Origin of the sequence: Christensenella sp. (assembly GCF_034927525.1) — a bacterium.
Classification (GTDB): Bacteria; Bacillota; Clostridia; order Christensenellales; family Christensenellaceae; genus Christensenella.
This window is the reverse complement of record NZ_JAYFPU010000082.1, coordinates 1-7,137: the sequence shown is the minus strand read 5'-3', so window position 1 is coordinate 7,137 and position 7,137 is coordinate 1. Positions and strand designations below refer to the sequence as shown.

The following is a 7,137-nucleotide window of genomic DNA, read 5'->3' as shown; positions in this document are numbered from 1 at the left end:
TTGTCAAATGGTTCGCCCATACCCATCAATACAATATTCGTAATATTACGCCCTGTTCCCTGATCTGCATTCACAGCAATGATCTGGGAAAGCATCTCTCCTGCGCTTAGATTGCGCACCAGACCGTCTGTGCCGGATGCGCAAAAAGCGCAGCCCATGCGGCATCCGACCTGTGTGGAAACGCAGATCGTATTGCCATAATTCTTTTGCATAAAGACGCTTTCAACACTACATCCATCCTCAAAAGCAAACAAATACTTTTTGGTACCATCTTTTGAGGTCAATACCTTGACGGTGTCTGCATAACCTTCTGTAAAGCTGTCCTTCATTTTTTCGCGCAATGGCAGGGACAGGTTTGTCATTTCATCAAACCGCTTTCCCTGCACAAGCCATTGCATTACCTGTTGCGCACGAAAGGGTTTCTCGCCGATATCTTCCAGTATCGTTTTTAATTCGTCCAGGCCATAATCGAGCAGTTTTTTCATATCTTTTCCAGCCTCGCCATAAAAAAGCCGTCGATCTCATCCCTGTGCGGAAATAGCTGCAGGCTGCATCCTGTTGCGTATTGCGCCAATTCAGCGGGCAGGTATTGTTTTATGTCGGTTACCTTGAAGTCTTTATGCGTTTCAAGGAACCAATTTGTATTCTCCTCGTTTTCCTTCTTGTCGATCGTACATGTAGAATACAGCAGAGTGCCGCCGCTTTTAACATATTTTGCTGATGTATCGAGTATTTCCCGCTGCAGTATAACAAGGCTTGTTATGTCTTCCTCATTTTTGGATATTTTGATGTCTGGCTTGCGATACAAAAGCCCCAGCGCAGAGCACGGCGCGTCCACCAACACCACATCGAATTTCCCCAGAGAGCTGTCATACTTCGAGGCGTCCGCAACACGGATATCAGCGTTTTTTGTATGCAGGCGTTCAAATGTTTTTTCAATCAGCTGCGCACGGTGCGTATGCAGCTCCATCGCACGGACATAGCCATCCGCGGCAAACTTTGCGGCATAGGCACTCTTACCCCCTGGCGCGGCGCACGTATCAAGCACGGTGTCCGCAGGACGGATCCCCGCTGCGCGTACGCACAGCATCGATGCTTCGCCCTGTACTGTGAGCGTACCGTCAAGAAACATCGGCATATTTTCGATATTCGCCGCATTTCTGATGTAATAGGCGTCGTCACAATATTTGCCCGGCAAAAATTGATCTGTTAGCGCAAAGGTTTCCTTCTCCTGCACGCGAACACAGGTAAGCGAGCTGTCCGCACGATAAGAAAACATCTGTTCTGTAAAATCGACCCCATATTCGGCGATGTATTTCTCACTCAGCCATTTTGGATAACTGTAAAACACATGCAAAAACTCCGCCGGATTCTTTTTTCTGTCCGGGTATTCGATCTTACCTAAGTTCTTCGAAATATTACGCAGCACTGCGTTGACGAAGCCGCTGAGCTGCGGTTTATTGCTGCCTTTGACCAGTTTTACGCTTTCGTTTACGGCAGCCGAAACAGGAACAGATTCAAAAAAAGCGAGCTGGCACACGCCCAGCCGCAGTATATTGCGGATCACGGTATGTAAACGCTTTCCCGATGTGAAGCTGAGCAATATATAATCGATACGGCACAGGTTCTCGATCGTCGTACTCACAAGTGCAGTAATAAACCGCCTGTCCTCGATCGTCCATGACGGTTTTAAAGCTCGTTTCAGCTCCAGATTCAAATAGCTTTGATTTTTCAGTACGTTGGACAGCACATCCAACGCAACCTGCCGTGCATTCAATCAGTGATCCTCTTCTTCTTTCTTTAAAAACACATAGCCGGCCTCGATCTTCTTGCCACGCAGACTGTCTTTGGTGCTCATACGTTTGCCGCCCTGACGCTGCATTTCTTTTATCAAAACCAGGCCATCCTTTGTTTTGATGCCCAGCCCTTGCTTATCATCGGCGAAAATAACAGTGCCGCAGCGTTCAGCCCCATGATATTCGACTGCCGCCGCAAAAAACACTTTGATTTTTTCCTCGCCATAGCGCATATATGCGCCGGGGACTGGGTTTGTCCCCCTGATAAAGTTGACGATCTCAGCCGAAGGGCAGCAAAAATCGATCTCACCGAATCCTTTTTTGAACATCGGAAAATAGGTCGCATCCGCTTCGTTCTGCGGCACACGTACGAGCGAGCCGTCCGCAAGCTTTTCAAGCGTACGTTTTAGTACCTGTGCGCCCATTCCACTTAACACATGGTATAGCTCTCCCGCCGTCATATCGTCGGAAATATCCGTTTCTTCCTGTTCTAAAATATCTCCCGCATCAAGCGCACGCACTGTGTACATTGTCGTTACACCCGTTTTTTTCTCTCCGTTGATGATCGCCCACTGGATAGGGGCAGCGCCGCGCAGTTTAGGCAAAAGCGAAGCGTGTACGTTGATGCAGCCGTATTGCGGGATGGCAAGTATCTCCTCCGACAGGATATGTCCATATGCCGCCGTCACCATCAAATCAGGCCTGAGCTCCCTTAACGCAGCGGCTCCCTCGGGTTTGCTTACCTTCTCGAACTGAAAAACAGGAACACCATACTGCTGCGCCAGCACCTTGACCGGCGGCGGCAATTCTTTATGTCCCCTTCCGGCTTTCCTGTCTGGCTGGGTAAATACGGCAGCCACATCATATTTTTCATCTATCAGCATTTGAAGAACGGGAACGGCGAAATCCGGCGTTCCCATAAATACGATCTTAAAGTTCTGTTTCATGCTCGTCCTGTTCTCCGTCGTGATCATCATTGGTAATACGCTCCACCATCTTATCTGTAAACAAGACGCCGTCCAGATGATCGATCTCGTGCGTGAATGCACGCGCCAGCAGTCCTTCGCCCGTATATTCCTGTACATCGCCATTGCGGTCGAGCGCGCGTACAACAACCTTAGCGGGACGCATCACGTATCCGTTATCGTCCGGCAGGGAAAGACACCCTTCTTCTTCCCTTTGCGATCCTTCTGTTTCAATGATCTCCGGGTTGATGAGCTCCACAAGCCCGTCGCCTATGTCGATCACGACAACGCGCCTCAGAGCGCCTACCTGCGGCGCCGCAAGACCTACACCGCGTGCTTCATACATCGTTTGTGCCATATCATCAAGAAGATCGATGATCCTCTGGTTGATCGCTCCGACCGGTCTTGAGATTTTACGTAATCTGGGACTGTCCCCCTCTAAAATTGTTCTTGTAGCCACGTTCGTCCTCCGCTTATGCCATATTGACCGGATTGATATCGATACCGGCCAGTACATTTTGATAATGGAACCGGTTGAACACCTGATAGATCGAATGGATCAGGTCTTCCTCCCCGTTTTTCAGATGGATCAGTATATTATAGCGCTCCATATTCCTGATTCGTCTAATCGCGGCTTCCGCCGCCCGTATACTTATTATACCATGTTTATGCGGCAATATCACGGTTTTTAATTGCCTGATGAATTCTTTTACAGCCGCTACGACCTGCTCGTTTTTTTCCCCTGAAAATTGTATCTGCACATAGGTTGAAAAGGGCGGAAGCATTGCCATCTCACGCATTTTGATCTCATATCTGTAAAAACCGTCATAATCGTGTTTGCTTGCATATTGCACGGCATAATGATCGGGATTATAGGTCTGCAATATCACCTTGCCCGCTTCTTTTCGTCCGGCGCGGCCTGCGATCTGCGTAATGTGTGAAAAGGTACGTTCTGCGCTGCGGTAATCCGGTATATTGAGCATGGTATCTGCCGCCAATATCGCGGATAGCGTTACGCGCTCAAAATCGAGCCCCTTGGTAATCATTTGTGTGCCGATCAGGATGTCCGCTTTATGTGCCGCAAATTGTTCGAATATTTTTAAATGCGCATCCTTCGTACCCGTCGTATCCATATCCATGCGCAGTAAACGCGCCTGTGGAAACATTTCCCTCAGTTGTTCCTCGATCTGCTGCGTACCTACGCCAAAATATTTAAGATGCGGCTTGCCGCACTTCGGGCACATGCTTTCCGGTGTTTTGGTACGGCCGCAATAATGACATTTCAACATATCCTGTGATTTGTGGTATGTCATCGTTACATCGCAGCTGTCGCATTTGACGACATATCCGCATGAGCGGCACATGACAAACGTCGAATATCCCCTGCGGTTCAAAAAAAGCATTGCCTGCTTTCCTTGTGCAAGCGTATCATTCAACGCCTCGTAAAGGCTGCCGCTGATGGCGGTACGGTTGCCATCGCTGAGCTCTCTGCGCAAATCAACGATTTCGACAGACGGGAGGGCGAGATCAAACAATCGCTGCGGCATTTTCAGAATGTGCATTTCGCCCTGACATGCCCTGTAATATGTTTCGATCTGTGGCGTTGCGCTGCCAAGGATCAATATTGCGTCATTCATATCGCATCGCTTTTTTGCGATCTCATGGGCAGTGTATTTGGGGTAGTTGTCGGCCTTGTAGCTTGTTTCGTGCTCTTCGTCAATAATAACGACCCCAAGGTTTTCAAGCGGCGCAAACACAGCGCTGCGCGCGCCGAGTACGATCCTTGCCTGTCCGCGCTTTACCTTCATCCATTCATCGTAGCGTTCTCCTGCCGAAAGACCCGAGTGGAATACGGCAACCTTCTCTGCAAACCTTTGCTTTAGAAATTTATACGTCTGCGGCGTCAGGGATATTTCCGGTACCAGCATCAAGGCTGTTTTCCCTTTTTCCAGCGCATCGCGAATCACGCGGATGTAAATTTCCGTTTTACCGCTTCCCGTCGCACCGTGAAGCAAAAAGGATTTTTCGCCGGAGGTGCGGATCGTATCAAGTATCTCCTGCTGCGTATCTGTGAGTGTGTAATCTTCGATCAGCTCGACCGCGTGCTTGAAGGGCGTACGCAATACTTCTTCTTTTTCCGTCGCAACAAGACCTTTACGTACAAGCGATTTGACGGCGGATGCGTTGAGCTCACTCGCCGGCTGCTGTCCTTCCATTTTCAGTTTATTAAGAACCTCCAGCTGTTTGGGGAATTTCACTTCCCCATTTTGCTTGTAAAGTGCTCTTTTTGCTTCGCGTAGTTCCTCGCCTGAGACAATAAGACTGACCATGTTCTGTGTCTTCGCGCCGACCTTGGCGCCGCGAAGCTGCGAGGGGATCATAAAACGCAAAGCCGAGGCAAGCGTCGTATTGTATTTATCCTTAATAAAACACGCAAGATCGATCTGCTCTTGCGTAAGTGCACAAAAATCTTCCAGCGTCGAGAGAATCGGCTTGATCTTCTCCGGCTGGAATTCCGGTGTCTGCGCAAGGCCGATCACGATCCCTTCCATCATTTTGCTTTTGCCGAAGGGAACGCTCACGCGCATGCCCGGTTCAATATGAAGTTCCTGCGGGATAAGATATTCAAACACCCGGTCGACCTGGGTGTGGGAGATATCTACGATCACTTTTGCGTACAAATAAGAACCTCCGTGTTCTAATAAAAAAGCGTACTATGTACGCTTTTAGCTGATGCTTTTGACGATCTCCTGAATGACAGATGCTGCTATATCATTTTTGTGTCCTTTTGGCACATGCACCGTGCTGCCGTCGCGCCTGTATACCGACACGGCGTTGTAATCGCTGTCAAAGCCCGTTTCCGTACCAGATACGTCATTTGCGACGATCATGTCCAGATTCTTCCTTTCAAGCTTTTCTCTTGCATACTGCTCTATATTTTGCGTTTCGGCGGCGAAACCTACCAGATACGCCTTTTTATCTTTTCCTACTTCTGACAGGATATCATGCGTCTTTACAAGCTCCAGACACAGCGTGTCCTGCTTTTTCATCTTATGTTCTTCACACAGCTTCGGGCAATAATCTGCAACCGCCGCGCACATGATGATGATATCGGCGTTTTCCTTGAGCTTCATGACCTGCTCATACATCTGGTGCGCGCTTTCCACAGGATAGAGGCTTGCTTGCTGTGGCGCTGTGATGTTCACCGGCCCGCTCACCAGCATGACCTCCGCACCCTCATTGAGTGCGCTTGCTGCAAGCGCATAACCCATTTTGCCGGACGATCGGTTGGTGATATAACGCACCGGATCAATCGCCTCGCGCGTGGGACCCGCCGTGATCAGTACTTTTTTCCCTACAAGGCTCGTACCCTTCTTAAACGGTACTTCCTGCAAAAAATCAATGATTTCCTGTGGTTCGCGCATCCGGCCCGCGCCTGACGTCCCGCACGCAAGCAAGCCGTCCGCCGGGCTCATGATGATAAAACCACGATCTTTCAGTATCTGCAAATTGACCTGCGTTGCGATATTTTCGTACATTGCCGTATTCATGGCTGGTACGATCACAACCGGGCATGTACATGCAAGAATCGTCGTCGTCAGCATATTGTCGGCAATACCGCACGCAAGCTTGGCGATCGTATTTGCTGTCGCCGGAGCGATCACCGCAAGATTGGCCTTTTGCGCAAGCGCAATATGCTCTACCTCCCACGGTTTTTCGCGTGAAAACATATCTGTCGTTACCGGAGCCGCGCTTAGTGTTTCAAACGTCAGCGGCGTAACAAACTTCGTAGCGGCTTCCGTCATAATAACGTCTACCACCGCGCCTGCTTTTTTGAGGCCGCTCGCAACATATGCACTTTTGTATGCAGCAATACCGCCCGTTACACCAAGCAGTACGTTTTTCCCGTTTAGCATTATTTGATACCGTCTGTCACCCTGATGTATGTTACCTTGTCGCTCAGTACTTCGCTTACAGCCTGCGAAACCGGATTGGGATCGACTTTTTCCGTTAACGGCTGTGCACCGTCAATGATCTGCCGCGCACGCTTCGCCGTCTCTACGATCAGCGTATACCTGCAGTCGACTTTTTTCAATAGATCGTTCAATTCCAAATGTATCATTTGCTTCCTCCTGCGCCCAATGGCGTTACTTATTATGATGCGTTGTCTATAATACTTTTCACTTCCGCGACCGCCGTATCAAGATCGTCATTTATGACCCTGTAACCATACTGCTGCGCGTATTCCATCTCTGCCTTTGCTTTGCCAAAACGCTTCATGATCTGTTCCTCTGTTTCGGTACCGCGCCCTTTGAGGCGGTTTAGCAAAGCTTCTTCCGAAGGTGGCAAGATAAATATCGTTACTGCCTGCGGAT

The 7,137-nt window shown here is 49.3% G+C and carries 6 protein-coding genes and 2 pseudogenes; all 8 read right to left on the bottom strand.

The features are described 5' to 3' along the window. Window positions 1-485 (bottom strand): annotated as a pseudogene (locus tag VB081_RS03060) (23S rRNA (adenine(2503)-C(2))-methyltransferase RlmN); the annotation flags it as partial. Then, window positions 482-1,777 (bottom strand): 16S rRNA (cytosine(967)-C(5))-methyltransferase RsmB, encoded by a 1,296-nt coding sequence (rsmB, locus tag VB081_RS03055; RefSeq protein WP_323399377.1) that lies wholly within the window; start codon window positions 1,775-1,777, stop codon window positions 482-484. The pseudogene VB081_RS03060 and the gene rsmB, both read right to left, overlap by 4 nt. Continuing rightward, a complete protein-coding gene (gene fmt, locus VB081_RS03050; RefSeq protein ID WP_323399376.1) occupies window positions 1,778-2,773 on the bottom strand; it encodes a methionyl-tRNA formyltransferase in 996 nt (331 codons plus the stop codon). It abuts the gene before it with no gap. Further along, window positions 2,727-3,221, bottom strand: coding sequence for a peptide deformylase (gene def / locus VB081_RS03045; RefSeq protein WP_323399375.1), 495 nt, complete (start codon window positions 3,219-3,221; stop codon window positions 2,727-2,729). The genes fmt and def overlap by 47 nt, the downstream gene beginning before the upstream one ends. 13 nt (window positions 3,222-3,234) lie before the next feature. Next, a complete protein-coding gene (gene priA, locus VB081_RS03040; protein ID WP_323399374.1) occupies window positions 3,235-5,442 on the bottom strand; it encodes a replication restart helicase PriA in 2,208 nt (735 codons plus the stop codon). A 45-nt stretch (window positions 5,443-5,487) separates the two neighbouring features. Then, a complete protein-coding gene (coaBC, locus tag VB081_RS03035) occupies window positions 5,488-6,681 on the bottom strand; it encodes a bifunctional phosphopantothenoylcysteine decarboxylase/phosphopantothenate--cysteine ligase CoaBC (protein ID WP_442872699.1) in 1,194 nt (397 codons plus the stop codon). Beyond that, complete coding sequence (gene rpoZ, locus VB081_RS03030) at window positions 6,678-6,884, bottom strand: DNA-directed RNA polymerase subunit omega (protein WP_323399372.1); 207 nt, start codon at window positions 6,882-6,884, stop codon at window positions 6,678-6,680. The genes coaBC and rpoZ overlap by 4 nt, the downstream gene beginning before the upstream one ends. A 32-nt stretch (window positions 6,885-6,916) precedes the next feature. Next, window positions 6,917-7,137 (bottom strand): annotated as a pseudogene (locus VB081_RS03025) (guanylate kinase); the annotation flags it as partial.

Bases quoted from the DNA above. Each gene is read 5' to 3' on its own strand.
- fmt (WP_323399376.1), bottom strand. From the start codon at position 2,773: ATGATGATCACGACGGAGAACAGGACGAGCATGAAACAGAACTTTAAG.
- rpoZ (WP_323399372.1), bottom strand. From the start codon at position 6,884: ATGATACATTTGGAATTGAACGATCTATTGAAAAAAGTCGACTGCAGG.